This is a genomic window from Pseudomonas citronellolis (assembly GCF_029335315.1).
Classification (GTDB): Bacteria; Pseudomonadota; Gammaproteobacteria; order Pseudomonadales; family Pseudomonadaceae; genus Pseudomonas; species Pseudomonas citronellolis_A.
Map to the genome: position 1 here is coordinate 37,611 of NZ_JARJLT010000265.1, position 25,135 is coordinate 62,745.

Annotated in this window: 20 protein-coding genes; 7 read left to right on the forward strand and 13 right to left on the reverse strand. The window is 68.9% G+C overall.

Annotation, left to right across the window (positions count from 1 at the left end):
• Positions 1-26: 26 nt before the first annotated feature.
• The 6 genes from P3W75_RS19785 to mreB all read right to left on the reverse strand — a co-directional run bounded on the left by P3W75_RS19785 (position 27) and on the right by mreB (position 8,681).
• The gene (locus P3W75_RS19785; RefSeq protein ID WP_276229006.1) at positions 27-3,851 is read right to left on the reverse strand and encodes a YhdP family protein; all 3,825 of its coding nucleotides are present in this window, start codon (positions 3,849-3,851) and stop codon (positions 27-29) included.
• A 14-nt stretch (positions 3,852-3,865) separates the two neighbouring features.
• Positions 3,866-5,323, reverse strand: a complete 1,458-nt coding sequence (rng, locus tag P3W75_RS19790; protein WP_276229007.1) for a ribonuclease G — start codon at positions 5,321-5,323, stop codon at positions 3,866-3,868.
• Positions 5,324-5,373: 50 nt separating this feature from the next.
• On the reverse strand, positions 5,374-5,958 hold the full coding sequence (locus P3W75_RS19795) for a Maf family protein (RefSeq protein ID WP_276229008.1): 585 nt from the start codon (positions 5,956-5,958) through the stop codon (positions 5,374-5,376).
• Between the two features lie 75 nt (positions 5,959-6,033).
• Positions 6,034-6,522 carry a rod shape-determining protein MreD gene (mreD, locus tag P3W75_RS19800; protein WP_276229009.1) on the reverse strand — a complete coding sequence of 163 codons (489 nt, stop codon included), beginning with the start codon at positions 6,520-6,522 and terminating at the stop codon, positions 6,034-6,036.
• Positions 6,522-7,559, reverse strand: a complete 1,038-nt coding sequence (gene mreC, locus P3W75_RS19805) for a rod shape-determining protein MreC (protein WP_276229056.1) — start codon at positions 7,557-7,559, stop codon at positions 6,522-6,524. Before mreC ends, mreD begins: the two co-directional genes overlap by 1 nt.
• A gap of 84 nt (positions 7,560-7,643) precedes the next feature.
• A complete protein-coding gene (gene mreB / locus P3W75_RS19810; protein WP_276229010.1) occupies positions 7,644-8,681 on the reverse strand; it encodes a rod shape-determining protein MreB in 1,038 nt (345 codons plus the stop codon).
• Positions 8,682-8,921: 240 nt separating this feature from the next.
• Between mreB and gatC the strand changes: the two genes are divergently transcribed.
• The 5 genes from gatC to P3W75_RS19835 are packed head-to-tail and all read left to right on the forward strand — an operon-like array spanning position 8,922 to position 12,970.
• Positions 8,922-9,209: an Asp-tRNA(Asn)/Glu-tRNA(Gln) amidotransferase subunit GatC gene (gene gatC, locus P3W75_RS19815; RefSeq protein ID WP_276229011.1), complete on the forward strand. Its 288-nt coding sequence runs from the start codon at positions 8,922-8,924 to the stop codon at positions 9,207-9,209.
• Positions 9,210-9,228: 19 nt separating this feature from the next.
• Entirely contained in the window at positions 9,229-10,683 is a 1,455-nt protein-coding gene (gatA, locus tag P3W75_RS19820; protein ID WP_276229012.1) for an Asp-tRNA(Asn)/Glu-tRNA(Gln) amidotransferase subunit GatA, read from the forward strand.
• A 14-nt stretch (positions 10,684-10,697) separates the two neighbouring features.
• A complete protein-coding gene (gene gatB / locus P3W75_RS19825; RefSeq protein WP_276229013.1) occupies positions 10,698-12,143 on the forward strand; it encodes an Asp-tRNA(Asn)/Glu-tRNA(Gln) amidotransferase subunit GatB in 1,446 nt (481 codons plus the stop codon).
• 54 nt (positions 12,144-12,197) lie between these two features.
• Complete coding sequence (locus P3W75_RS19830; protein ID WP_276229014.1) at positions 12,198-12,575, forward strand: septal ring lytic transglycosylase RlpA family protein; 378 nt, start codon at positions 12,198-12,200, stop codon at positions 12,573-12,575.
• A gap of 8 nt (positions 12,576-12,583) precedes the next feature.
• Entirely contained in the window at positions 12,584-12,970 is a 387-nt protein-coding gene (locus P3W75_RS19835; RefSeq protein WP_276229015.1) for a carboxymuconolactone decarboxylase family protein, read from the forward strand.
• A gap of 149 nt (positions 12,971-13,119) precedes the next feature.
• Here P3W75_RS19835 and P3W75_RS19840 read toward each other — a convergent pair whose 3' ends face one another.
• From P3W75_RS19840 to P3W75_RS19865, 6 genes are read right to left on the reverse strand one after another with little or no spacing between them, the layout of a single operon-like run.
• The gene (locus P3W75_RS19840; protein ID WP_276229016.1) at positions 13,120-13,917 is read right to left on the reverse strand and encodes a YfaP family protein; all 798 of its coding nucleotides are present in this window, start codon (positions 13,915-13,917) and stop codon (positions 13,120-13,122) included.
• Between the two features lie 5 nt (positions 13,918-13,922).
• Positions 13,923-15,548 (reverse strand): DUF2300 domain-containing protein, encoded by a 1,626-nt coding sequence (locus P3W75_RS19845; RefSeq protein WP_276229017.1) that lies wholly within the window; start codon positions 15,546-15,548, stop codon positions 13,923-13,925.
• Entirely contained in the window at positions 15,549-20,096 is a 4,548-nt protein-coding gene (locus P3W75_RS19850) for an alpha-2-macroglobulin family protein (protein WP_276229018.1), read from the reverse strand.
• Positions 20,093-20,737 carry a DUF1175 domain-containing protein gene (locus P3W75_RS19855; protein ID WP_430765392.1) on the reverse strand — a complete coding sequence of 215 codons (645 nt, stop codon included), beginning with the start codon at positions 20,735-20,737 and terminating at the stop codon, positions 20,093-20,095. The genes P3W75_RS19850 and P3W75_RS19855 overlap by 4 nt, the downstream gene beginning before the upstream one ends.
• Entirely contained in the window at positions 20,722-22,455 is a 1,734-nt protein-coding gene (locus tag P3W75_RS19860; RefSeq protein ID WP_276229019.1) for a DUF2138 domain-containing protein, read from the reverse strand. The genes P3W75_RS19855 and P3W75_RS19860 overlap by 16 nt, the downstream gene beginning before the upstream one ends.
• A 55-nt stretch (positions 22,456-22,510) precedes the next feature.
• Positions 22,511-23,317 carry a YfaP family protein gene (locus tag P3W75_RS19865; RefSeq protein ID WP_276229020.1) on the reverse strand — a complete coding sequence of 269 codons (807 nt, stop codon included), beginning with the start codon at positions 23,315-23,317 and terminating at the stop codon, positions 22,511-22,513.
• 199 nt (positions 23,318-23,516) lie between these two features.
• On the opposite strand from P3W75_RS19865, the gene P3W75_RS19870 reads away from it, so the two are divergent.
• Positions 23,517-23,807: a type II toxin-antitoxin system ParD family antitoxin gene (locus tag P3W75_RS19870; protein WP_276229021.1), complete on the forward strand. Its 291-nt coding sequence runs from the start codon at positions 23,517-23,519 to the stop codon at positions 23,805-23,807.
• Positions 23,804-24,157: a type II toxin-antitoxin system RelE/ParE family toxin gene (locus P3W75_RS19875; RefSeq protein ID WP_276229022.1), complete on the forward strand. Its 354-nt coding sequence runs from the start codon at positions 23,804-23,806 to the stop codon at positions 24,155-24,157. Before P3W75_RS19870 ends, P3W75_RS19875 begins: the two co-directional genes overlap by 4 nt.
• A gap of 6 nt (positions 24,158-24,163) precedes the next feature.
• Here P3W75_RS19875 and P3W75_RS19880 read toward each other — a convergent pair whose 3' ends face one another.
• A complete protein-coding gene (locus tag P3W75_RS19880; protein ID WP_276229023.1) occupies positions 24,164-25,105 on the reverse strand; it encodes an AEC family transporter in 942 nt (313 codons plus the stop codon).
• Between the last annotated feature and the right edge of the window lie 30 nt (positions 25,106-25,135).

Genomic DNA, 25,135 nt, shown 5'->3' on the forward strand with positions numbered 1-25,135 from the left:
TAACCGATGCCCGCCAGCTCTGCTCGCTAGGGTTTTTCGAAGGGCTTCTGGAAGGAGATGTCGGGGTTCTGCCAGGGACCCTTGACGTTGTACTGCACGCTGGCGAAGCGCGAGACCTTGTCGCCCAGCAGCTTGTCCACCACGAAGAGCGCGCCGCCCACCGCCGGCGCGCCGACGATGAGCGCGGCCAGCGGCAGGTTGTTGGTCAGTGGCAGGGTCACCAGCAGCTTGGCGTCGATCTGGTCGTGGGCCATGTCCAGGGTGCCGCTCATCTCGATGTTGCTCGAAGGGCCGGTGAGCTTGATCGGCTCGCGGGTCAGGTAGACACCGTCGGTGGCGCCCAGCACGCCCTGCACGCGGTCGTAGCTCAGGCCCTTGCCGAACAGGTCGGAGAAGTCCAGGCGCAGGCGCCGGTTGATCGCGTTGAAATTGAGCAGGCCGAACACCCGCAGGGCCTGGGCGCTGCCTTCCACGTCGACGAACTGGCCCTTGCGCATGTCGGCTTCCAGCCGCCCGCCGAAGCGCCGCAGGCTGATGTAGGCCGGCGAACCCGGCCAGTTGCCGTCGATGTCGAGGCGGAAGCGCTCGCTGGTGGCGGTGGGCGCGAAGTCCCAGGCCTTGAGCACGTCGGCCAGGTTCTTGCCCTCCAGGCGGCCCTGGAAGGTGCTGCGGGTGGAGCCCACCGGCCCTTCCCAGCGCAAGGCGCCGACGACCTTGAGGCCGCGCAGGTCGAGATTGACGTCGTTGAAGGTGACGCCGCTGGCGGTCGAGCGCAGGTTGAAGCTCCAGGCGCCGATCGGCTTGCCGCCCTGGGATATCTGGCGGATGGCCACGTCCATCGGCGGCAGGCTGCGCGGGTCGAGCTTTTCCAGCGGGTCGGGGGCGATGGTCGGCGAGTTGGCCAGGTCGTTGGTCGGGTTCTTCGGCAGGTCGAGGCGGTCCAGGTTGATCTGGATCGGCCGCTGGCCACTGTCGGGGAACACCGCCTGGCCGGCCATCAGGCTGCTGTTCACGCCCAGTTGCCAGCCGCCGGAGGCGCGGAGCAGGTCGAGCTTGAGGTTCTCCAGGCTGGCGCCGAAGCCGCGGAAATGGCCGATCTGCAGGTCGGCGCCGCGCAACAGTCCCTGGGTGCCGCTGGGCACGCCGCCGATACCGTACTTCTTCAGCACCGCCTGCCACTGGTCGACGTCGAGGCTGTCCAGGCTGCCGCGCAGCTGTATGCCGTTCCAGTTCGGCAGCAACGCCGGGTCGCCGCCCAGGCGCAGCGCGCCACGTCCGGCCAGGGGTTTATCAGCAGGAGCGGCGTAGGCCAGGCTGGCGACCTTGTCGTAGTTGGCCCAGTAGCGCCGCTCCGGGCCATCCAGGGTCATGCGCCAGTCACTGGCGCGGACTTCGTCGGCGCCCTTGCCGAACGGCGCCGGCAGGTCGACGGTCAGGCCCTTGAGGTTGGAGCTGACCTGCAGCTGGCTGTCCTTGCCATCGATCAACAGGTCGAGCTGGAACGGCAGGCGCCCCGAGGCGGGCACGGCCTGCGTGATGCCGCCCCAGTCGAGCAGGCTCTTCAGCGCCACCTGGCCGCCGACCAGCACCCGCTGGCGCGGCTTGCCGGGGCTGCCTTCGGCGCGAATGCTGCCGGTGACGCGGCTACCCAGGGCCTGGGCGCTGATGCCCTTGCCGCTCAGGCCGCTGTTGGTGTCGTAGCGGAAATCGCCCTTGAGCTGCGCCAGCTCCAGGGTCGGCTTGGCGATCTTCAGGCGCGCGCCCTCGGTGGCGAAGTCCACCACCACCCGCGACTGCTTCGCCTGGTCCTTGGCCAGCGGGATGTCGAGGTTCAGGTGGCCGTTCAACGGCCCCTCGCCTTCCCAGCCGGCGAATACCTGCTGCACGCCCAGGGGCGACTCCTGGAGGATTTTCATGCCGTCGCCGAGGTTGCTGTCGATATCGCCATCGACGTGCAGGTGGGCGACCTCGCCCGGCGGCGCGTGGGGAATGTCGACCTGGACGTTGCTGACCTTGCTCTGCAGGATGCGCCCGGACTGCGCGCGGATGCGCACGCCGGTGTCCTCCACCAGCACCTCGCCCTCGGCCTGGCTCAGCGCCGGCCAGCCGGGCTGGTAGTCGAGCTGACCGTCGTGGACCTTGAAGTACAGGCTCATGGCGTGGTCTTCCGGCGCCGAGCCTTTCTTCAGCGAGCCCTGCCACTGGAAGTAGCCCTGCTCGACGCGCCCACCCTTGATCGCCGTGGCCAGCCAGTGGGCCAGGTCCTTGCTCATTTCCGGCAGCACGGTCGGCAGGAACATCGGGGTGTAGCTGCCGTCGCCGTCCACCAGGCCGACGCGCAGGTCCATGTAGCTTTCCTTGTCATGGTCGTGCATCAGGCGGATCAGCATGTCGCCGCCCAGGCGGCCGACGTCGCCTTCCACCTTCATCAGGTGGCTGCCGAGGGTGAACGCCTCGTCGTCCCAGGACCAGAACAGCCGCGCGTTGGCGCTGCGGAAGCGCCAGGGCTCGGGGAACAGGGTGGCCAGGTGGAGCATGAAATCCTGCGCGGAGGCGTCCAGCTGGCCGCCCAGCAGGTTGCCGCTGAAGGTGCCGTCGACGTTTTCCACCGCCGGCACTTCATGGAAGGCGGCGACCCCGACCTTCTCCAGGTTCATGCCGTAGGCCAGCCGCTCGGCGCCCTGGCGCTGCGGCCAGTAGTCGAGGTTGAGGTTGTGCAGCACGCCCTTGGGCTGCAGGCCGCTCAGCCATTCCACGGCCTTGTCCGGCAGCGGCGCCAGGCTTTCCACCACCGGCAGCAGCGGGCCGAGGTCGAGGCGGTCGGCGCGCAGGCTCCAGCGCTCCTCGCCCTTGGTCTGCCGGGTCAATTCGAGCTCGGCCTCGCCCCAGCGCTTGTCGCCGAGGTTCGCCGCCAGGTCGTTGACCCGGACCGTCAGGTCGTCGCCCTGGCGCTGGAAGTACAGGCCCACGCCAAGGTCGGCGATGCTCACCGGCTGGCGGCCGTCGAAGGAAGCCTGCACCTTGGGCGCGTTGAGGCGCACCACGGCGGCGCGCGGCTCGCCCTTGTCGAGCTTCGCCCAGACCTCGCCGCCGGCTTGCAGGCGCTGGACCCGCCACTGCCGGGTCAGGCCCGCCGGCAGCCACTTCGCCCAGTCGCTCTGCGGCAGGCTGAGGTAGGCGTCGGCGGAGCTGAGTTTCCAGTCGTCGCGGTTGACCCGGGCGTCCACCCGCAGCGCCACCGGCTGGCCGTCGGGCAGGTTGAAGCGGCCGTCCAGGCGCTGGCCGAACACGCCGCTGTGCAGGGTCAGGCCGAAATAGGTGAGGTTCAGCGACTGCCCTTCGCGCGGCAGCAGGGTCAGCTGGCTGTCCAGCAACGACAGGCGCCGCGGCGTCAGCAGCAGGTCGATGAGCTGGCGCGGGTCGCTGCCCTGCGGGCTGGAAGGCAGGCCCTCGACCTGCCAATGGCCATCCTCGGCCTCGCGCAGGCTCAGTTGCAGGCCCTGCAGCTCCAGGCTGTCGATGCGCGGCTGGCGCGCCAGCAGGCTGGCGGGAATGTCCGGGGTCAGGCGCACGCGCTCCAGGCGCAGGGCGTCGGCGCCCTCGCCCAGCTGCACGTCGCGCACCGTGATGATCGGGCTGAAGCCGTGCCAGCTGCCCTCCAGCGCGCCGATGCGCACCGGCAAATGCAGGCGCGCCTCGACCTGCTCGGCCAGGCTCTCGCGGTACTCCGCCACCAGCGGCGCCAGCTGGCGCCCGAGGCTGACGTACAGGGCGAGCAGCACCAGGCCCAGGGCGCACAGCCCCAGCGCCAGGCGCAACAGGCGCGCGAGCAGGCGGCCGAAGGATTCCATGTCAGTAAAACGCCTCAGAGCAGGACGACGTCATACTGTTCCTGGGAGTAGATCGGCTCAACCTGAAACTTGATGGTGCGGCCGATGAACATCTCCAGGTCGGCGACGTTGCCCGACTCCTCGTCGAGCAGGCGGTCGACCACCTTCTGGTTGGCCAGCACCACGTAGGAGTCCGCCTGGTAGGCCCGCGCCTCGCGGAGGATCTCGCGGAAGATCTCGTAGCAGATGGTCTCCGGGGTCTTCAGCATGCCGCGCCCCTGGCAGCTCGGGCAGGGCTCGCAGAGCACCTGCACCAGGCTTTCGCGGGTGCGCTTGCGGGTCATCTGCACCAGGCCCAGCTCGGTGATGCCGATGATGTTGGTCTTGGCGTGGTCGCGCTCCAGCTGCTTCTCCAGGGTGCGCAGGACCTGGCGGCGATGCTCCTCGTCCTCCATGTCGATGAAGTCGATGATGATGATCCCGCCGAGGTTGCGCAGGCGCATCTGGCGGGCGATCGCGGTGGCCGCCTCGAGGTTGGTCTTGAAGATGGTCTCTTCGAGGTTGCGATGGCCGACAAAGGCGCCGGTGTTGACGTCGATGGTGGTCATCGCCTCGGTGGGGTCGATGATCAGGTAGCCGCCGGACTTGAGCAGCACCTTGCGCTCCAGGGCCTTCTGGATCTCGTCCTCGACGCCATAGAGGTCGAAGATCGGCCGTTCGCCGGGGTAGTGCTCCAGGCGGTCGGCGATTTCCGGCATCAGCTCGTCGACGAACTGGGTGATCTTCTGGAAGTTCTCCCGCGAGTCGACGCGGATCTTCTCGATGCGCGGGTTGACCAGGTCGCGCAGGGTGCGCAGGGCCAGGGACAGGTCTTCGTAGATCAAGGTCGGCGCGCCGACCGTCTGGATCTGCGCGTCGATCTGGTCCCAGAGCCGGCGCAGGTAGCGGATGTCGGCGAGGATTTCGTCCTCCCCGGCGCCCTCGGCGGCGGTGCGCAGGATGAAGCCACCCTTCTCGACGATGCCCTCGAGCTGGACGCATTTGGCGACCACCTGCTTCAGGCGTTCACGCTCCTGCTCGTCCTCGATCTTCAGGGAAATGCCGACGTGGCTGGTGCGCGGCATGTACACCAGGTAGCGCGAAGGGATCGACAGGTGCGTGGTCAGGCGCGCGCCCTTGGTGCCGATGGGGTCCTTGGTGACCTGCACCACCAGGCTCTGGCCCTCGTGGACCAGGGCGCCGATGCTTTCCACCGCACTGCCCTCGCGGGTGGAGATTTCCGCGGCGTGGATGAAGGCCGCGCGATCCAGGCCGATGTCCACGAAGGCCGCCTGCATCCCCGGCAGCACGCGGACCACACGCCCCTTGTAGATGTTGCCGACAATCCCGCGGCGCAGGGTGCGCTCGACATGGACTTCCTGAAGGACGCCGTTTTCCACCACCGCCACGCGCGATTCCATCGGCGTGATATTGATCAGGATCTCTTCGCTCATGGGCCCTTCTTCCTTAATCGCGCCCGGGGGTCTGCAGCGCTACTTCGTGTTCAAGACTGCCAGCAAGGGATCGCGAAGTCAGCCAACAGTTCCGCGGTTTCGCACAGGGGCAGGCCGACCACGCCGCTGTAGCTGCCCTCGACGCGGCTGACGAAGATCGCCGCCAGCCCCTGGATAGCGTAGCCGCCCGCCTTGTCCAGTGGTTCGCCGGTGGCCCAGTAGGCTTCCGCCTCGGCTTCGGCGATGGTGCGGAAGGTGACGTTGCTGACCACCACGCGCACCTGGCAGCGCCCGCCTTCGGCCACCGCCACGGCGGTCAGCACCTGGTGCTGGCGGCCGGACAGCGCGCGCAGCATGGCCAGGCCGTCGTCGCGGTCCACCGGCTTGCCGAGGATGCGGCCGTCCAGCACCACGGCCGTGTCGGCGCCGAGCACGCAGACGTCGGGGCGCTGCGCCAGCATGTTCAGCCCGGCCAGGGCCTTGCCCCGCGCCAGGCGCTCGACGTAGGCGAGCGGTGCCTCGCCGGCCTCGGGTGTCTCGTCGATATTGCCGGAAACCAGGTGGAAGGACAGGCCGATCTGCGTCAGCAACTCACGACGACGCGGCGAACTGGAGGCCAGGTAAAGCTGAGGCATCAGCGACTCCGGAAGAGGATTCCAGCCGCACTCCGGCCGCGCCGATGGCCGGCGGAGTGCACTGCGGACGAATGTTTAGTAGACCTTCAGGCGCTGGCTCAGGCCCTTGAGCAGGCCCACCACCCAGGGCCAGAGCAGCCCGCTGACCAACGCCGGCAGCAGGAACGCCAGGGTCGGCGGACGGTTGCCGGTCAGCGCGTTGAGCCACAACTGCACCAACTGCGCCAGGCCGTAGACCACCATCAGCACCAGGCACTGCTGCCACACCGGGAACAGCCGCAGGCGCTGCTGCAGGGCCATGACCAGGAACACGATCAGGCTGAGGATCAGGGCGTTCTGCCCGAGCAGGCTGCCGTACAGCACGTCCTCGGCCAGGCCGCAGACCCAGGCGCTGACCATGCCGACCCGTTGCGGCACCATCAGCACCCAGAAGGTGAGGAACAGCGCCAGCCACAGCGGCCGGCCGATTTCCGTGAAGCTCGGCATCGGCGCCACCGAGAGCAGCAGCGCCAGCAGCAGGCTGACCCAGATCAGCCAGCCGTTGCGCGGTCCTTGGGCGGGCATCAGTGACGGTTCCTTTGCGGCGCGGGCTGGGCCGGCGCGGCGGCCGGGGTGGCGTGCGGCGCCGCAGCAGGAGCTGGCGCCGGCGCAGCCGGTACGGCTGGAGCGGCCGGGGCCGCCGGAGCAGCGGGCGCGGGCGCCTGGCCGTTGGCTTCGGCGGCCTTGCGGTCGGCCTCGGCCTGGGCCTCGGCGGCGTCGGTGGCGCGCTGCTCGGGGGTGCGGCTGTCGCTGAACACCAGCAGCACGTAGCGGCTGCGGTTCATCTTCGCGGTGGGCACGGCGCGGATCACCGCGAACGGCTGGCCGGAGTCATGGATGACTTCCTTGACCACCGCCACCGGGTAGCCGGCCGGGAAGCGCTGGCCGAGGCCGGAGCTGACCAGCAGGTCGCCTTCCTTGATGTCCGCGGTGTCGGCGACGAAGCGCAGTTCCAGGCGTTCCGGGTTGCCGGTGCCGACGGCGATGGCGCGCAGGCCGTTGCGGTTGACCTGCACCGGGATGCTGTGGGTGGTGTCGGTGAGCAACAGGACGCGCGCCGTGTAGGGCATGACCTCGACCACCTGGCCCATCAGGCCGCTGGCGTCGAGCACCGGCTGGCCCTGGAACACCCCGTCCTTGGCGCCCTTGTCGATCAGGATGCGCTGGGTGAAGGGGTTGGGGTCGACGCCGATCAGCTCGCTGACCAGCACCTTGTCGTCCACCAGGGCGGCGGAGTTGAGCAGTTCGCGCAGGCGCACGTTCTGCTCGGTGAGCGCGGCGAGTTTCTGCAGGCGGCGCTGCATCAGCAGCGACTCGGCCTTCAGTCGTTCGTTTTCGGCGAGCAGCTCGCTGCGGCTGGTGAACTGGTCGCGCACGCCTTCCCACGCGCGTACCGGCAAATCGGCCACGCCATAGAAGGGGGTCAGCACCAGCCCCATCTGGCTGCGCATGGGCTTGAGGTAGTCGAAGCGCGCGTCGACCACCATCAGGCTCACCGACAGCACGGCGAGCACCAGCAGGCGCACGCCCAGCGAGGGCCCTTTGGAGAATAGCGGTTTGATGGCCAGCTCCCTAGCTGCCGTTCGGAAGCGGTTGATGTTTCGCCGTGCGCGACAAAACGTCAACCGCCGCCAGGGGCTCCCACCTTACTCGGTGGAGAGCAGGTCCATGGAGTGACGGTCCATCATCTCCAGCGCCTTGCCGCCGCCACGGGCCACGCAGGTCAGCGGGTCTTCGGCGACGATCACCGGCAGGCCGGTTTCCTGGGCCAGCAGCTTGTCCAGGTCGCGCAGCAGGGCGCCACCACCGGTCAGCACCAGGCCGCGCTCGGCGATGTCCGAGGCCAGCTCCGGCGGGGACTGCTCCAGGGCGCTCTTGACCGCCTGGACGATGGTCGCCAGGGATTCCTGCAGCGCTTCCAGGACCTCGTTGGAGTTCAGGGTGAAGCTGCGCGGTACGCCTTCGGCCAGGTTGCGGCCACGGACGTCCACTTCGCGGACTTCGCCACCGGAGAAGGCGGTGCCGATCTCCTGCTTGATGCGCTCGGCGGTGGATTCGCCGATCAGGCTGCCGTAGTTGCGGCGCACGTAGGTGACGATGGCTTCGTCGAAGCGGTCGCCGCCGACCCGTACGGATTCCGCGTAGACCACGCCGTTCAGCGAGATCAGGGCGATCTCGGTGGTGCCGCCGCCGATGTCGACGACCATGGAACCACGGGCCTCTTCCACCGGCAGGCCGGCGCCGATGGCCGCGGCCATCGGTTCTTCGATCAGGTACACCTCGCGGGCGCCGGCGCCGAGGGCCGACTCACGGATGGCGCGGCGTTCCACCTGGGTGGACTTGCACGGCACGCAGATCAGCACACGCGGGCTGGGCTGCAGGAAGCTGTTCTCGTGCACCTTGTTGATGAAGTACTGGAGCATCTTCTCGCAGACGCTGAAGTCGGCGATCACCCCGTCCTTCATCGGACGAATGGCGGAGATGTTGCCCGGGGTACGGCCGAGCATGCGCTTGGCCTCGGTGCCCACGGCCACGACGCTCTTCTGGTTGCCGTGGTTGCGGATGGCGACCACCGACGGCTCGTTGAGGACAATGCCGCGTTCGCGCACATAAATAAGGGTATTGGCAGTACCCAGGTCGATCGACAGATCGCTGGAGAACATGCCACGCAATTTTTTGAACATGGAAAAGAAACCCTGGACGATGCGTGGGTGAAAAATGCGCGGGTAAAAAAGTGCGGCAAACTCTAACAACGACGGGGATTTTGGGCAAGGCGGCATTGTGTTAAATTGCTTGACTTTCAGCGCCTTTAAGGCCTGCCCCTGCGGCCCTGAGACCGCCCGCTGCGGGTTCCGTTCCCCCGCCCATGTATTTCCGACCATGCGTCCGATCGACGCTGGCAGCTCTAGCCTGGAGACCCCCCGATGGCGCTTGACCGCTCCGACGTGGAAAAAATCGCCCACCTCGCCCGCCTGGGCCTGGCGGAAACCGAAATCGCCAAGACCACCGAGACCCTGAACAATATCCTCGGCCTGGTCGACCAGATGCAAGCCGTGAACACCGACGGCGTCGAACCCCTGGCCCACCCGCTGGAAGCGACCCAGCGCCTGCGCGCCGACGCGGTGACCGAAAGCAACCAGCGCGAGGCCTACCAGGCCATCGCACCGGCCGTGGAAGACGGCCTGTACCTGGTTCCGAAAGTGATCGAGTAATAAGGAAGGACACGGACCCATGCTGCACCAACTGACCCTCGCCGAAGTCGCCCGCGGCCTCGCCGACAAGCAGTTCTCCGCCGAAGAGCTGACCCGTGCCCTGTTGAGCCGCATCGAGCAGCTCGACCCGCAGCTGAACAGCTTCATCAGCGTCACCGCCGACGAAGCCGTGGCCCAGGCCCGCGCAGCCGACCAACGGCGCGCCAACGGCGAAAGCGGCGCCCTGCTCGGCGCGCCCATCGCCCACAAGGACCTGTTCTGCACCAAGGGCGTACGCACCAGCTGCGGCTCGAAGATTCTCGACAACTTCATCTCGCCCTACGACGCCACCGTCGTCGAGCGCCTGGCCGCCGCCGGCGCCGTGAGCCTGGGCAAGCTGAACATGGACGAGTTCGCCATGGGCTCGGCCAACGAATCCAGCCACTACGGCGCGGTGAAGAACCCCTGGGACACCAGCCGCGTGCCCGGCGGTTCCTCCGGTGGCTCGGCCGCGGCCGTGGCCGCGCGCCTGATCCCCGCCGCCACCGGCACCGACACCGGCGGCTCGATCCGCCAGCCGGCGGCGCTGACCAACCTCACCGGGATCAAGCCGACCTACGGCCGCGTCTCGCGCTGGGGCATGATCGCCTACGCCTCCAGCCTCGACCAGGCCGGCCCGCTGGCCCGCTCCGCCGAGGACTGCGCGCTGATGCTCGGCGCCATGGCCGGATTCGACCCCAAGGACTCCACCTGCGTCGACCAGCCGCTGGACGACTACCTGGCCGCCCTCGGCAAGCCGCTGGTCGGCCTGCGCATCGGCCTGCCGAAGGAATACTTCGGCGCCGGCCTCGACAGCCGCATCGCCGACGCCGTGCTGGCCGTGGTCGAGCAGCTCAAGCAGCTCGGCGCGGTGGTCAAGGACATCTCCCTGCCGAACATGCAGCACGCCATCCCGGCGTACTACGTGATCGCCCCGGCGGAAGCCAGCTCCAACCTGTCGCGCTTCGACGGCGTGCGCTACGGCTACCGCTGCGAGGACCCGAAGGACCTCCAGGACCTGTACAAGCGCTCCCGCGCCGAAGGCTTCGGCGCCGAAGTGAAGCGCCGCATCATGGTCGGCACCTACGCGCTTTCCGCCGGCTACTACGACGCTTACTACCTGAAGGCTCAGAAGATTCGCCGACTGATCAAGAACGATTTCGTCAGCGCCTTCGCCGATGTCGACGTCATCCTCGGCCCGACCACGCCGAACCCGGCCTGGAAGCTCGGCACCAAGAACGACGACCCGGTCGCCCAGTACCTGGAAGACATCTACACCATCACCGCCAACCTCGCCGGCATCCCCGGGCTGTCCATGCCCGCCGGGTTCGTCGATGGCCTGCCGGTGGGCGTGCAGCTGCTCGCCCCGTACTTCCAGGAAGGCCGCCTGCTCAATGTCGCGCACCAGTACCAACAGGTGACCGACTGGCACAAACAAGCACCGGCTGGATTCTGAGGAAGGATTACGACATGCAATGGGAAACCGTGATCGGGCTGGAAATCCACGCGCAGCTCGCCACCCAATCGAAGATCTTCTCCGGCAGTGCCACCACCTTCGGCGCCGAGCCCAACACCCAGGCCAGCCTGGTCGACCTGGCGATGCCCGGCACCCTGCCGGTGCTGAACGCCGAGGCCGTGCGCATGGCCTGTCAGTTCGGCCTGGCGATCAACGCCGAGATCGCCGAGCGTAACGTCTTCGCGCGCAAGAACTACTTCTACCCGGACCTGCCCAAGGGCTACCAGACCAGCCAGATGGACCACCCGGTGGTCGGCAAGGGCTTCCTCGACATCACCCTGGAAGACGGCACCGTGAAGCGCGTGGGGATCACCCGCGCGCACTTGGAAGAGGACGCCGGCAAGAGCCTGCACGAAGACTTCCACGGCATGAGCGGCATCGACCTGAACCGCGCCGGCACCCCGCTGCTGGAGATCGTCTCCGAGCCGGACATCCGCAGCGCCAAGGAAGCCGTGGCCTACGTCAAGGCGATCCACGCGCTGGTGCGCTACCTGGGCATCTGCGACGGCAACATGGCCGAAGGCTCGCTGCGCTGCGACTGCAACGTCTCGGTGCGGCCGAAAGGCCAGGCCGCGTTCGGCACCCGCGCCGAGATCAAGAACGTCAACTCCTTCCGCTTCATCGAGAAAGCGATCAACCATGAAGTCCAGCGCCAGATCGAGCTGATCGAGGACGGCGGCAAGGTCGTGCAGGAAACCCGCCTGTACGACCCGAACAAGGACGAGACGCGCTCCATGCGCAGCAAGGAAGAAGCCAACGACTACCGCTACTTCCCCTGCCCGGACCTGCTGCCGGTGGTGATCGAGCGCAGCTTCCTGGAAGCGCTGCGCGCCGGCCTGCCGGAACTGCCGGACCAGAAGCGCGAGCGCTTCGAGAGCCAGTACGGGCTGTCGGCCTACGACGCCAGCGTGCTCTCCGCCAGCCGCGAGATGGCCGACTACTTCGAGCAGGTACAGGGCATCTGCGGCGACGCCAAGCTGGCCGCCAACTGGGTGATGGGCGAGCTCTCCAGCCTGCTCAACAAGGACGGACTGGAAATCGAGCAGTCGCCGGTTTCCGCCCAGCACCTGGGCGAAATGATCCTGCGCCTGAAGGACGGCACCATCAACGGCAAGGCCGCGAAGACTGTGTTCGCCGCGCTGGCCGAAGGTGAAGGTTCGCCGGACGAGATCATCAAGGCCAAGGACCTGGTGCAGAACACCGACTCCGGCGCCGTCGAGAAGCTGCTGGACGACGTGCTGGCGGCCAACGCCGAGCAGGTCGAACAGTACCGCGCCAGCGACGAAGCCAAGCGCGGCAAGATGTTCGGCTTCTTCGTCGGCCAGGCCATGAAAGCCGCCAAGGGCAAGGCCAACCCGGCGCAAGTGAACGAACTGCTGAAGAAGAAGCTCGAAGCCTGAGCCCACACTTCAATGACGCCGGGCTTGCCCGGCGTTTTTTCGTCCGGAGGTTCGATGCTGCGTTCTCTCGCCCTGTTCGCCGGCCTGGCCCTGCTGGCCGGTTGCGCCACCTCGTCGTACGACGGTGAATCGGCGCGCGGCTACCGCGCCGAGGGCACGGCCTCGTACTACGGGCGCGCGCACCACGGCAAGAAGACCGCCAGCGGCGAACGCTTCGACCAGCACGCGCTCACCGCTGCCCACCGCAGCCTGCCGTTCGGCACCCGGCTGAAGGTGACCAACCTCGACAACGGCCGCAGCGTGGTGGTGCGGGTCAACGACCGCGGGCCATTCGGCCGCGGACGGCTTATCGACCTGTCGCGCGCGGCGGCGGAGCGCCTCGACATGTTGCGCAGCGGCACCGCGCCGGTGCGCCTGGAAGCCCTCGACTAGGAGTTGATATGAGCGACAACCGCAAGGCCGGCGAACAGGTTCGCCGCGAAGTGATGGGCGACGCCTTCGTCGACCGCGCCCTGAACAACGCCACCGACTTCACCCAGCCGCTGCAGGACTTCGTCAACGAACACGCCTGGGGCGGCGTGTGGAACCGCGAAGGCCTGCCGCGCAAGACCCGCAGCCTGATCACCCTGGCCGCGCTGACCGCGCTGAAATGCCCGCAGGAGCTCAAAGGGCACGTGCGCGGCGCGCTGAACAACGGCTGCACGGTGGAAGAGATTCGCGAAGCGCTGCTGCACTGCGCGGTCTACGCCGGGGTGCCGGCGGCGATCGATGCCTTCCGCGCGGCGCAGGAAGTGATCGAGGCGTGGCAGGCCGACCAGAAGGGCTGAGGCGCTGGGCACCGGCGGATAACGCTTGGGGCGTTATCCGCCCTACACGCTGAAACCGTAGGGCGGATAACCGTTCGCGGTTATCCGCCGTCGGCCAGAACGCCAGAGCCAGGGGCCAACGGCGGATAACGTTTGGGGCGTTATCCGCCCTACGGGTAACTGAACCGCTTCACCAACGTCAGCTCCCCCGGCTGGCGCATCGGCACCAGGAAGCTCTCCTGTTTCTCGTTCGGCGTGCCCTCCTCCGTGACTATCGTCACCCGCGCCGTGGTCAGCGGCTGCGCGGCCTCCACCTCACCGCTCTCGCTATCCTGGCTGTAGCCGCCGCCGAAGTAGTTCACGTAGACCAGGTAAGCGCCCTTCAGGGGAGTCGGCGTGGCGATGATTTCCGGGCCGTAGCCGGTGGTCACGTCGACGTCCTGGGTGGCGCCGTTGGGCAGGCTGCGGTTGCCGTACCAGACGTGGCCGCCGTCCGGGGTCACCAGGTGCAGGTCGAGGTCGGTGTTGTCGCTGTCCCAGGACAGCAGCACGCGCAGCTTGGCCGGCACTTCGCCGCCTCCGCCGCCGTGATAGAACTGCACGCGCTTGCGCTGCTGGCCGTCGGCGCTGATGACTTCGACGCTGTTGCTGCCGGCCGGGAACGCGTAGGGGCGGTCGAAGCCGCCGTCTTCGCCGATCTTCAGCGGCATCGACACGCCGTTGACCACCAGGGTGGCCGGCTTGTCCTTCGCCGCGTTGGCGATCTCGCCCTTGATCCGCGCGGTCATGGCCTGGTCGGCTGGGGTGTTCACCGAGGCCGCCGGGTAGTTCACGCTCTGGCGGAAGTTGGCGCCCTCGCCGTCGCCGGGGCGCCAGCCGCCCAGCGGGGCGTCCAGGCGGATGCCCGGTTCGGCGGCCTGGGCGAACCCGGCGAGCAGGGAAAGGAGCAGGTAGGGACGCAGCTTCATGGCGGTCATTCCAGTATCAGACGGCGGGCGAGGCTTTCGACGAAGTCCTCGTCCTGGCCGTTGGGGTGCGCCTGGAAGGCCAGGTGCAGGTATTCGTGGGTGAGGTCGAGGCGGTCCTGCAGCGTGTACAGGCCGCGCACATAGATGCGCTGGCGCTCGCGATCGACGTAGGGACGACCGGAGGACAGCTGGCACACGGCGAAGCGTTGCAGCTCCTCGTAGCCCGGCTCGCCGTCCAGCTGCGCCCGCCAGTCGCGGCGCTGCTTGCGCAGCCAGTCCTCGGCAGCGGGCAATGGCTGGCAGGCCGCCACCGGGTTACTCCAGGCGCTGAGGCTGGCGCGCGGGAAGGCGCGCGCGAGGATGGCGTCGAAGCGCAGGCCGGCGCCGGCCTGGGCCTGGGCGTCCTGCCAGGAGAGTTTCGCCGGGCCGGCCTGTTCGGCGTGGTAGGTGACCGGGCTGCCGGCCAGCACCAGGCCGTCGGTGAACGCCGCCACCTCGCGCATCGCCGCCGTGGCCGGGCGCGGCGCCACGCGCTGGCGCTGGCTACTGTCGTCGATGCTCAGGCAGTCGCCGCGCTGCGCGGCGTTCTGCAGCAGGTAGCTGCGGATGGTCACCGCCAGCGCGCGGGAAGCTTCCACCGGGGTGGCCGAGGCTTCGCGCTGGAGCACCCGGGCGACGTATTCCTCGCGATCCAGACGGGCCACCAGTTGCGGCTTGGCCTCGCGTTGCAGGTACAGCTCGCCGGCGCTGTGGATATCCAGTTCGTTGCCGTTCTCGAAGCGGGCCTTGAAGGCACCGTTCAATGCTCCCGCCGAGGCCGGGCGGCCCTGGCCGTCGAGCACTTCGCGCAGCGGATAGCGACTGAACAGCGCCACTTCCACGCAGCGCCCCGGCTCCCTGGGCCAGGGTGTCGGCAAGGCCGCGCCCAGGGTTTCAGCGTACTGCGCCAGCAGTGTCTTGCTGGTGCCGGGGCCGGAAGCCCAGAGCGGCGTGCCATCCACCAGCCAGCCGGCGAAGCCGCCCCGGCGGGCCTGCGGGTCGTGTTCGTCGAGCCAGCTCCAGGTCTTCACCCGTAGGCGTCCACCAAGGCTGGCCACGGCGCGCCCCTCGTCGGCGTTGACCACCACGTCGAGCAGCACCCGCCGCGCTTCGGTCTGCGCCGGCAGGCGGCCGAGGCTGTCCAGCAGTTCGGATACCGGCACTTCGGTCTGCGGTTGCAGCGACTTCAGGTCCTGCAGCCAGGCCGGCGCCTGGTGCGCCTGCCAATAGCCGCGCCAGTCCGCCGGGTCGATGCCGAGCCGCGCGGGCTGGTAGTAGAGGCCGCAGGATTTCACCAGGGCCTGGTCGCGGCCGATGCTCTGCCCCGCGCTGCAGCAGTAGACCTCCTCGCGGGACTGGCCCTTGCAGGCGTATTCCGGCTCGTGGCGGTCGTTATCCACAAGCCAGGCGAAGACGAACAGCTTCCACAGGCTGCCCAGGGGCGTGCGCAGGTCCGCCGGCAGTGGCTCGCGGGCGAGCACCTGCTGGCGGTCCAGGCGCAGCAACTGGCCGTTCATGGCCAGTTGCGCGGGCTGCTGCGCCGCCGCGCAAAGCGGCAGCAGAAGCAGCAGCCAGGCCAGGCGCCGGCGCATCTACTGCACCTTCACCCTGGCCAGTGCCGGGTTCTGCTCCAGGGCCTGGTCCGCCGGCGCGTACAGGCGCAGGAAGCGGACCGGCGGCAGGGCGAACTCGCCCTTCTGCGAGAAGCGCACCAGGTGGCGGAAGCGCAGTTCGCCGGCGAGGCTGTCCACCGGGATGCCGTAGTGCAGGTCGCCCGGCTCGTTGCGCGCGCGTTCCAGGCTGGTCGCCTCGGTACCGCCCAGGCCGCTGACCTGGATGCCCCAGGTGGTGCGCTCGACGTCGGCGCCCGGCGGCAGCGGCACTTCCAGCATGCCGTAGCGCAGCGCGGTGGGTTGTTCGCTCTTCACCGTCACTTCGTCCAGGTACAGCTCGTCGCTGGACAGCGGCTTGTCGCCCAGTTCCTCGACCTTGAACTCGAAGGCCTTGGCCCCCGGCACCAGGCGCAGCAGGCGGCGGCTGATGCTCACCGGCAGCTGGCTGGCCGGCGCCTCGGCGCTGCGATAGCTGAGCGCGACGTTCAGCGGCCGCGCCGGCGGGCTTTGCAAGGTCAGCTCGGCGGGCACGCCCTGGCCCTGCCACTGCCAGTAGCGTTCGCCGCTGGGACCTTGCTGCTCGCTCCAGTCCTTGCCCGGTTTCAGCGGCTCGGCCGCCGGCGCCTGGGCCAGGGCGCGCTGCAGCCAGGTCAGCGCCAGGGCGCGTTCCAGGGTCGACTGCTGCGGCCCCAGGCGCGCCAGCAGGGCGCGGGCGCGGTTGGCGTCGGCCGGCGCCAGCGACAGCTGCACGGCCTGGGCGAACGGCTGCTCGCTGGCGTTGACCTTCAGCCGCGCGCCGTCCAGCTGCTTGGCGAAAGCCGCCGGCAGCGACACCTTGGCCTGCTGCGCCAGGCTCGCGGCCAGCACCCGCGCCACGGCCAGGCCGAGGCTGGAGTCCGGCGCGGCCATCACCAGGCTGACCTCGGCGTCGGCCGGCAGCTTGGCGTCCTCGCCCTCCCCGGCCTTGGCCAGGTCGTCGAGCAGGCCGCCGACCAGGGTCTGCACCGGCAGCTGCATGTCGCGGGCGAAGCCGAGGATCAGCGCGCGCTGCAGCAGCGGCGTCTGTTCGGCGAGCTTGGCGTAGAGGTCGAGCACGCGCTGCCAGTGCTCCGCCGGCAGGCTGATCTCCAGCGCGCGGCTGGCGTGCCAGTCGGCGTAGTAGGCGTAGGCGGTGAGGAAGGCGTCGCTGTCGGTGCTGTCGCCCCACCAGGTGAAGTAGGCGTTCGGGCCGGCCATCTGCACCAGGCGCAGCCGGCTGTTCTGCATGATCAGGCGCAGGCGGTCGCGCACGCGCGGCTCGCCGCCGGCCAGCAGCGGGTAGGCCACGCTCAGTGGCAGCAGGCGGCTGGCGGTCTGCTCGACGCAACCGTAGGGGTAGGCCAGCAGGTCGTCGAGGCTGCCACGGAACAGCGCGGCGGCGCTGTCGTCCAGGTGCAGGCGGATGTCGCGGGCGTCCGCCGGCAGTTGCAGCGGGCTGTTCTGCCCGGCCAGTTGCAGGTTGCGCGACTGCAGCACCTGCCAGCCGTCGGCGGCCAGGGCGAAGCGCACGCCGAGGCTGTCGCGCGCCTGGCCGTCCTGGCGCAGCTCGGCGCTCCACTCGCCGTCGCTCAGGGCCTGGGCCGGCAGGCGCACGTAGTTCACGCCCCTGGCCAGTTCCAGCGCCTGGGTCTGCTCCTGGCCGGCGTAGCGCACCAGCAGGTCGGCCTTGACCGCCTGCTCGCCCTGGTTGAAGACGAACAGGCCGAGGTCCGGCTTGTCGCCGGCGCGGAAGCGGGTCGGGCCGCTCCACTTCAGGTACAGGGGTTTCTCCGAGCGGATGAACTGCTTCTTCTGGCCAACCTGGCCATCGCCGTCCATGGCCCGCGCGGTGATGCGCCAGCGGGTCAGCGAGTCGGGCATGCGGAAGCTGAAGCGCGCCTTGCCGTCGGCGCCGGTGACCAGCTTCGGCTCCCAGGCGGCGGTGTCGACGTCCTCGCGGCGTGGCCGCTCCAGCACCTTCACCCCGCGTTCGCTGCGGTTGCTGCGGCCAGGCGCGCTGGCGCTGCCCGGCAGGGCCACGTCATAGCTGATGAAGGCGAGGCTGGCGCTGGTGCGCACGTTGTTGCGCCGTGGGTGGTAGAAGAACTGGTCGATGCCCGGGGCGATTTCCGGCTGCAACGCGTAAATCATCTCGTCCACCACGCCCACCGCCACCTGGCTGGACACCGGCTTGCCGGCGTAGGTGGTGGAAAGGTCGACGGTCACGGTGTCGCCCGGCTCGTAGCGTTCCTTGTCGGTGGCGATGGCGATCTCCACCTGTGGCACCGCTACCTTGATGCCGGCGTTCTGGAAGCTGTAGTCGCCACCACGGGTGTAGAGCACCGAGAAGGTCAGGTTGGGCGAGAAGTCCGGCTTCACCGGGATGCGCGCGCGGTACTGGGTGGGGTTGAGCTTTTCCAGCTTGAGCCAGTCGCCGCCCTTGGACAGCAGCGCGGTGGCCTCGACCTTGTCGCGCTCCAGCGACAGCAGCGCGTCGTCCACCGGTTCGGGGAAGGTGATCAGCGCCAGGGCTTCCTCGCCAGCCTGGTATTCGGCCTTGTCGAGGACGATCTCCACGGTGCCGGGCACCGCCTTGACGCCCTCCCCGCTCACCGAGTGGCCGGTGCCGCCGAGCAGCTGGCCCTGGGCGTCGCGCAGCTCGATGCTGTAGGTGCCGGGCTTGTCGAAGGCGATGGCGAAGGTGCCGTCACCGGCCTCGCCGTCGCCCGTGGAGCGGTCCTCAAGGCGTACCCAGCGATAGCTTTTCGGCTTGAGCTCGGTGGGTTGTTCGGGCGCGTAGCTGAACTCGACCTTGTCGCCCACCGCGCTGAAGCGCTGCGGCGCGGCCAGGCGGTAACGCGCGGCGCCGCGTTCGATGAGGATTTCCTTGCTGGTCTTGACCCGGTAGGCCGCGCCGTCGCTGGCGAACACCGTCAGCAGGTAGCGGCTGGGCTTCTCCGCCGCCGGCAGGTCGAGCGCCGCACGGCCTTGCGCGTCGGTGCTGAGCTCGGCGCTGGTGAGCTCCACCGGGAACTGGCCGAGGTACTGCAGCTCGTTGTCCACCATCGACAGCTGCTGGGCGCGCAGGCTCAGTTGCAGCTTGGCGTTGGCCACCGGCTTGCCGTCCGGGTAGAGCAGGATCAGGTTGCCCTTCACCGGCTCGCCGGTCTTGAAGTCCGGCTTGGCCAGGTCGAGGGAAATCTCGAAGTGCGGCTTGATGTACTCGGCGACGCGGAAGGCGCTGCTGTAGGTCTGCCCACGGTAATCGAAGCGCAGCTCGTAGCCGCCGGCCACGGCGTTGTCCGGCAGCTGGAAGCGGCCGTTGGCGCCGGCCTTGGCATCCAGTTGCAGGTCGAGGGTCTGCAGGGTGGTGCCGGCGGCGTCGATCACGCTGAGCTTCACCGGGGCGGCCTGGGGCGCGGCGGAATCGCGGGCGTTCTTGAACTCGCGGCCGTATATCTTCAGCGCCACCCAGTCGCCGGGGCGGTACAGCGGGCGGTCGGTGAAGGCGTAGAGCTTGGTGTCGTAGATTTCACTGTCGTAGTAGAAGTTCTCCGAGACGAAGACCCCGCCCTCCTTGTCCTCGCCGATCACGAACGAGCGCTCCGGGCTGGCGTGCTGCAGGCGCAGCAGGCCCTCGGCGTCGGTGCGGCCGCTGCTCATCACGCCCAGGCCGTCGGTCCAGAGCACCTGGGTGTCGGGCACCGGGGTGCCTTCATGCTTGCGCGCCGACCACACCAGCAGCTCGTTGCCGGCGATCTTGCTCACCGCCACGGTGTTGGAGACGAACACCACGGTGGTGGCGCGGTACTTGCCCACCAGCGCCTCGACCAGGTACAGGCCCGGCTTGAGCTTGCCCAAGGGGATGTACACGTTGCCCGGCGAGACGTTGATGAACTCGCTGGAGGAACCCGCCAGCGCCACGTCCTTCGGCGGCTCGATGGGCTTGGCGTCCCACAGCGGGTAGCGGAACTGCTCGACCATCGGCAGGCCGGGAATCGGCGCGTACTGCGGCGGCGCGTCGTAGGGCGTGGGCGCGTTCATGGCCTGGCCCATCTTCAGCTCGGGCACCACTTCGGTGACCTGCTTGCGCGATTCGTAGGAGAAGGCGCGCTGCATCACCCGCCGCGACTTGCGGTACCAGTTGTCCCACAGGTAGGCCAGGGTGTTGGACAGGCCCTCGCCCTTGAACTGCCCCTCGGCCAGCACCCGGTGCAGGTTCTTCTGGCGCTTGAGGAAGTCCAGCGGCTGGTCGATGCGGTACACCCGCATGTCCACCCCGCCGTAGGCCTCCATGCGGTAGCGGCGGTAGTCGCGGCCCGGCGCTTCCAGGCGCACGCGGGCTTCCTCGTCGGTGGCGAAGCTGCTGTCGGCCAGCAGGAAGAAGGACTCGCCGCTGACCGGTGTGTAGTTGCTCGCCGGCACCTCGTCGTCGGCCCGCAGCGCCTGCGGCGCACCCAGCAGCAAGCCACCCAGGGCCAGGCCGGCGCACAACGCGAGCAGCTTCATCGGGCGAGGAACGACAAGCGGTACACGCCGACGAAGTTGGGGTTGGCGGGGTCGGGTATCCATCGGGTGTCCTTCCATGTCATGAGTTGTTGCAGGCTGACCGAGCGCATGCCGTTGTCGTTCGGCGTGCTGGTGCCGGTGTGGTAGGCGATGTTGCGGCCCATCCAGATCATCAGGTGCTGGTCGTCGCCCTGGTCGAAGAAGATCAGGTCGCCGGGGCGCGCCTGGTTGAGGTCGCGGCCGACAAGGGTGCTGTTGTACTGGATCAGCTTGATGGCGTTGACGTAGGGGCCGACCTGGCCGCCGCCCTGCCGCCAGGTCTGCGCCAGTTGGCGCTGTTCATCGCTCAGCGCCAGTTCCGGCGGCAGGTAGCGGTTGGACAGGCCATTGGCGCGCAGCCACTTGGCGTCGTGCGGCTTGAGCGCCTCGTTGGCGGCGAAGCGCACCAGGCCCGCGCAGTCCTGCTGGTGCCAGCGCGGGCTGGGGCCCTGGCGCAGCTGTTCCTCGGCGATGCGCACGAACCAGGCGCGGAACACCTGGGATTGCTCCGGGTCGAGCGACGCCGTGCTCGCCTGCACCGCCTGGGCGGCCCACAGGCCGAGCGCCAGCAGCAGCGCGCCTGGCTTCACAGCGCGCGCCACTGCAGCGGCAGCCACTGCCAGGGCTGTTCGGCGCGGCTGTCGGCGGGCAGGCCGAGGGCGTAGCCGCCGTGCCCGGCGAGGGCCTTCAGGCGCGGCAGCAGCAGGCTGTCGGCGGCGTTGCGGAACACCGGCTCCATGTCCTGCGGGAGGCTGTCGAGGGTCTCGCGCTGGAGCAGCGTGGACAGCGACTGCGGCGCCAGGTAGGCCGGCACCAGGGCGTCCTTGGGCAGCACGTCGGCCAGCGGCGGGAAGCGCTTGCCGAGGGTGCCCAGGGCCTTGTCGAGCAGTTGGTCGTCGAGGGAGAACAGCAGCGTGTCGCCCTGCCGCGCCAGGCCGACGCGGAAGAACCCGCGACCACTGACGGCGTCCGGGTCGGCGGCGTCGGCGGCCGCGTACTGGCCGAAGTTCGAGCTGACCTGGCGCAGCCACTTGTGGGTCTCGCCCTGGCTCTGTTCGTCCACCGGGAAGCTGCCGCCCTCGGCGTTGCCTTCGTAGGCGCCCACCAGGCTGTCGAACAGCTTGCCCAGGTCGGCGTCCAGTTCCGGGCCCGGCGGCGCGCTCAGCTTGGCCACCAGCAGCGGCGTGTACAGCCGCGAGTCGGCGTACCAGCACAGCCCGGCGGCGCCCGAGAGGTGCTCGGAGAAGGCCGCGGCCATCTTCGGCTCGGCGCCCAGGCGCACCAGCAGGCTGTCGTACAGGCCGGGGGTCAGCGGCAGGGCCACGCAAGCGCTGGCGCCCATGGGCATGGCCTGCCACACCGGGGTGAAGTCCAGGTCCGGCTGGCGCTCCACCGGATTCAGCGCAAGGTAGCTGGTCCAGCCCTTGGCGCCCTTGTCGAAGCGCACCCCGGCGAAGGCCGGGATGAAACGCTGGTAGCCCATGGCCAGGACGCCGGCGCCAAGGCTGATGCGCTGGCTCAGTTCGCCGCGCGGACCGAGGCCGAAGGCGCGGGGGAAGGCGTCTTCACCGCCGAGCAGCGCGGTCAGGTCGGCGGCGACCCGGGCGTCGGGCTCGCCGGGCGCATCGTCGCTGGCCTGGGGGAAGAGCATCTTCGGGTTGGAGAGCAGCACCAGGTAGTCGCCGCTGGAGGCGAACAGCAGGGTCTTCTGGCCGTTGTAGCGCAGCCGGTAGACGCCGGCGCCGCCCTTCAGCTCGCCGACCTTGCGCAGCTGGGTATCGTCGGCGGCCAGGTGCGCCAACGGCTCCAGCAGCTTGGCCAGGCCGCCGCGCTTGAGCACCACCAGGAAATCGCGCAGGCGGCCGTCGGCGCCGCGCCAGAGGGCGACCTGGGCCGGCTGGTCGAGGAGTTCCTCGATCAGGTTGTCCTTCAGCGTCAGGTCGTGCTCGTAGACGATGCGCCGCAGGCTGCCGGCCAGGCCGAGGCGGTCGCCGTCGTTCTCGTAGTAGAAGACGAAGTCCTCGGTGAGGGTGTCGCGCAGCAGCGGCACCTCCAGCAGTTCCTTGGGCAGGTGGCTGAGCGAGGCGCTTTCGATCAGCGCGTCCGGGTGGCGGATGTCGCGCCCCGGAGCCCCTTCCGGCGGTGCTTCCAGGCCCGCCAGGGGGCCGCTGGGCGGCGCCAGAAGGACGTAGCGCGCCAGCAGGCCGCCGAAGACCAGTAGCGCCAGCGCCAGGCCGCCGATGATCAGCGGCCAGCGCTGCACGCCGGGCGCATCGCCGGCGGGAGGTGTGGAGGGGCTGGGAGTCGTGTTGTCGCTCATGCGTGCTCGATCCTGTTACATCCCTGGCAGGGGGCGGCTTTCAATAGGGTCGGTGTCAATAGGTGAAGGTCTTGACCAGAACCAGGTCGCCGATGGTGCGCAGCGGCACCACGAAGGTCTCGCGCTTCTCGTCGACGCTGTTCTCGTTGAACACCAGGTTGATCTGGGCGGTGATGACGTCCTGCTGGTTGGCGCCGGCCTGGAAGTTATAGCCCTGGGCGCCGAAATTGCCCCAGTAGTTGACGTAGACCAGGTAGGTGCCGTGCAGCGGTGCGGCCATGGTGAACATTTCCGGGCCGGGGCCGTCGACGCCGTCCGGGTCCAGCCCGCCGCCGTTGTTCAGCCGCGGGCGGGCCCAGAAGGCGTGCTGGCCGTCGGGGGTGACGATGTGCAGGTCCAGCTCGGCCTTGGGGTCGTCCCAGCCCAGGGCGACGCGCACCCGGGGCGGCACGCGGCCGGCGTTGGCCTCGTAGAACTGCACGCGCTTGAGCGACTGGCCATCGGCGCTGGCCACCTCGACGCTGTTCGAACCGCTGCCGAAGGCGTAGGGGCGGACGAAATGGCCCTGGGCGTCGGTGTAGAGGGGCAAGGGGTTGCCGTTGACCACCAGGCGCTGGGCGCGGTCGGTGCCGGCGAGCGCCTTGAGGTCGCCTTCGATCAGGCTGCGGCCGCGCTGGCCGCCACGGTCGATGGGCGGGGTGGGATAGGCCACGCGCGGGCTGTCGAGGTCGTCCAGCAACCCCGAATAGCGCCAGCCGGCGGCGGGGCTGGACAGCTCGGCGCCCGGCCCGGCGTACGATGTCGCCAGCCAGAGCAGGCCGAGCAGCAGCGCGAGGCTGCGGGCGGAATCCTTGAAACGCATGAGCAATCCTTTGTCGCGCGTTGGAGGTCGCCAGTGTAACCGTCTGTAAACCCCCTTTGAAATGGCCTTCGGGCGGGGTAAGCGAGACCTACCACGGATTCGGATTTCTCTTAGGGCGCACACCATCGGGCGACGGTTGTTCGCGTCAACGCCGACATGGCATAAAATGCCAATTCATACACTTTTCAGGAGCCCCGCCATGGCAACGCGCAACGTGGTCCTGCCCGACCCGATGGAGCGGCACATCGAGGAACTGCTCAAGGCCGGGCGCTACCAGAATCGCAGCGAAGTGATCCGCGCCGGCCTGCGCCTGCTCTTCGACCAGGAAGCCGAACAGGCGCTGCGCCTGGAGGCACTGAAGTCCGCCACCGCGAGCGGGATCCTGCAGCTCGAGGCCGGGGACTTCGACGAACTCCGCACGGCGGAAGACGTCGGCAAGTACCTCGATGAGCTCGGCCGACAGGCCAGCACGGACAGTAAAGACGGATGAAGCGCAGCCTTCGCCTTTCCCTGGCCGCGCGGGAGGACATAGTCGAAGTCCTGCGCTACACGGAATCGCGATTCGGCCCGTCACTGCGCGGCCGTTACCAGGGCCTGCTGTTCGGCGCCTTCAGCGCCCTCATCCAGGAGCCGGCCAGGATTGGCAGCAAGGCCCGGGAAGAACTCGGCGCCGGCCTGCGCAGCCTGCATCTGGCGTACTGCCGCAGCGAGGCTCGAACGGCGAAAGTCGCCCGTCCGCGCCACATCGTCTTCTACCGCCTGGGTAACGATCTGGCCGTCGAAGTCGTTCGCGTCCTGCACGAATCCATGGACCTTGAGCGGCACCTGCCCAAGGGCTGACGCCTCTTAGATCCAACCGCCCCACTGCAGGATGAACAGCCCGAGGTTGGTGGTCAGCGCCGCCACCAGGGTGGTCAGCACGACGATCGACGCGGCCAGTTCGGCGTTGCCTTGCGCGGCGCGGGCCATCACGTAGCTGGCGGCCGCCGTGGGGCTGGCGAAGTAGAGGTAGAGCACGCCCAGCTCGGCGCCACGGAAGCCGCAGAACCAGGCGGCGGCGGTGCACAGCGTCGGCAACCAGACCATCTTCATCAGGCTCGCGCTCAGGGCCAGCGCGCCGCTGTCGCGCAGCGCCGGCAGCGACAGGGTGCCGCCGATGCAGATCAGCGCCAGGGGCAGGGTCATCTGCGCGAAATAGTCGCCGGAGGTGAGCGCCCAGGCCGGCAGCTGGATGCCCCACCAGGCGAATGGGAAGGCCGCCAGCACACCGATGATCAGCGGGTTCATCAGCACCTGGCGGCCGATGCTCAGCGGGTCGGACTTGAGCACCGGGCTGTAGATCGCCAGCACCACCGTGGCCAGGGTGTTGTAGCAAAGGATCACCAGGGCCGCGAGCACCGACCCCAGGGCCAGGCCGTGTTCGCCGTAGAGGCTGGTGGCCAGGGCCAGGCCGACGATGCCGTTGTTGCCGCGAAACGCCCCCTGCACGTAGACACCGCGCTCCGCCCGCGGCACCCGCCAGAGCGCCCAGGCCCAGGCGAGCAGGAAGCCGCCCAGGGTCGCCGCGCAGAAGAACAGCAGCACCGCCGGGCTGGCGGCGCGGTGCAGGTCGGAGTGGTAGATGCCGAGGAACAGCATCACCGGCATGGTGGCGTTGAACACCAGCGCCGAGGCGGTCTGGATGAAACCCTGGTCGATCCAGCCGACGCGCTTGAGCAGCACGCCGAGGAACAGCATGGAGAACACCGGCGCGGTGATGCCGAGGGTCTGGAACAGCAATGCGAACATGGGACGGGAGCGCCGGCGGGATATCAGCGG